We start from the raw sequence: 2273 nt of genomic DNA, 5'->3' as shown, positions 1-2273 counted from the left end.
GCAGGGCTGTGCCCTGCGAATTAATACTGGCCCGTCGTGCCAACGACCGCCCGCCGTTGGCGGGCGCTGCCCCTGTCAACGGGTCTTAATACTGCGCTGCCGTCGCCACGGCCAGGGGAGAGGTTCAACGCTCGCTCGACCGTCCCGCCCGCGATCACGCTCCCACCCTCGCTCAATCCGTGCGCGCCAAGCTAAGATGTCCCGACGCGACTGTGCCGGTACTCGCTTCACACACGTTTCTCGAAGATCTCGCGATGGTGCTATGCGTCGCGGCGATCACCACCATCATTTTTCAGAAAATCCGCCAGCCCGTCGTAGTCGGCTATCTGATCGCCGGCTTGATCGTCGGTCCTAACCTCCCGATTCCTCTGCTCGCCGACTCCGACCGTATCCATACGCTCTCCGAACTCGGCGTGATCCTGCTGATGTTCGCGCTCGGATTGGAGTTCAGCGTGCGCAAGCTGATTCGCCTCGGTCCGACCTCGGGCTTTATCACCGCGCTCCAGGTCGGCTTCATGATCTGGCTCGGTTACGTATGCGGGCGCGCGCTCGGCTGGACCCCGCTGGAGAGCATCTTCACCGGCGCGCTGCTTTCAATTTCGAGCACGACCATCGTTGCCAAGGCCTACGAAGAGACTCCGGTCTCCGAGCCGCTGCGCGAACTCGTGTTCGGCGTTTTGCTCGCCGAAGATCTCACCGCCGTGGTCGAGCTCGCGATTCTGACCACGCTGGCGTCGGGCGCGAGCGTGTCGGCGTCGCTGATGACGGTCACGATCGCGCGCCTGATATTGTTCCTGGTGGCATTGGTCGGCGTCGGATTCATCGTGGTGCCGCCTTTCGTGCGACTGGTGGTGCGGATGGGCCGGCCCGAAACAACTTTGGTCGCCGTCGTCGGCATTTGTTTCGCCTTCGCGATCCTCGCCGAGCACGCCGGCTATTCGGTCGCGCTCGGCGCTTTCCTGGCGGGCTCCCTGGTAGCGGAGTCCGGACAATCCGCGCAGATAGAACATCTGGTCGCGCCGCTGCGCGACATATTCGGCGCGGTGTTCTTCGTTTCCGTCGGCATGATGATCGATCCCGCGCTGATAGCGCAGCACTGGCCCGCGCTGATCGTGCTGACCGCCGCGGTGCTCGGCGGGAAGATATTCGGAGTGACGTTGGCCTCGGTCTTGAGCGGCGTCGGCATCAAAACCTCGATCGAAGCCGGCATGAGCCTGTCGCAGATCGGCGAGTTTTCGTTCATCATCGCCGGCGCGGGGCTGAAGACGGGCGCCACCCGCGATTTTCTCTACACGCTTGCGGTCGCGGTCTGTGCAATCACCACCTTCCTGACGCCCTACATGATTCGTAGCTCGGTTCCGGTCGCCGAATTCGTTTCCGGGCGGCTGCCGCGCCCGCTCAAGCTGCTCGAGGCGCTCTACGACTCGTGGTTCGAGCGCATACGCAATGCGGGACAGCCGGCCAGGGACGCCAATTCGATCGGATGGCCGACCACGGCGATCGTGTCGAGCGCGGTTTTGATTGGCGCGATTCTGATCGTCAACGAACTCGATCCGCTCGACGTGACTTCCACGGTCGCCAGCCTCGAACATTTCTCGTATTTCTCCGCCGGCCTGTACGTGGACCTGTTCGCACTGCTGTTATGCGCCGCGCCCGCGGCCGCGATGTATTTCGCGTCGCGCCGGCTGGCGACGGCGCTCGTGTCGCGCGCCTTCGCCGAACTTCCCCCGCGTGGCGCCATCGCGGTGAAGGCGTTGATCGAATTGCTGCAGATCACGATTCTGCTGGTCGCCGCGGTGCCGCTGCTCGCGATCGTTCAGCCGTTCATGGCGCCGGTTGAAGGGATCGGAATCATCGTGATCACGATCGCGCTGATGATAGTCGTCGTGACCCGAAGCGCGCGCCAGATGCAGGGGCAGATTCGCAATGCTGCGCGGCTGATCGCCACCGCGCTCCGAGGCACTCGCGCCGGCGCCGAAGGCGAGTCATACGAGGTCCCCGGCATCGGGATGATTACGCCGGTCCTCGTGAGGCCCGACAGCGACGGAGTCGGCAGAAGTCTGGCCGAGCTGGATATGCACACCAACAGCGGCGCCGTGGTGGTCGCTATAGGCCGAGGCGATGCGGAAGTCGTCGCGGCGACCGGCGAGGAAATTCTGCGGCCGGGCGACATCCTGGAACTGGCCGGCTCGAGCGCCGCAGTCGCCGCCGCCCGGCGCCTGCTCGAGCAGGGGTGACTCCAGCGAATTAATACTGGCCCGTCGTGCCAACGA

General features: G+C 64.4%; 1 protein-coding gene. It reads left to right on the top strand.

Going from position 1 to position 2273, the window contains the following annotated elements; translation table 11 throughout:
* Window positions 1-212 precede the first annotated feature (212 nt).
* Entirely contained in the window at window positions 213-2237 is a 2025-nt protein-coding gene (locus VIO10_RS00540; RefSeq protein WP_331957919.1) for a cation:proton antiporter, read from the top strand.
* Window positions 2238-2273 lie beyond the last annotated feature (36 nt).

The sequence above is a fragment of the Candidatus Binatus sp. genome (assembly GCF_036567905.1).
Taxonomy (GTDB): domain Bacteria; phylum Desulfobacterota; class Binatia; order Binatales; family Binataceae; genus Binatus.
Note: the sequence above shows the minus strand (reverse complement) of the source record. Positions and strands in the feature narration are given on the sequence as shown.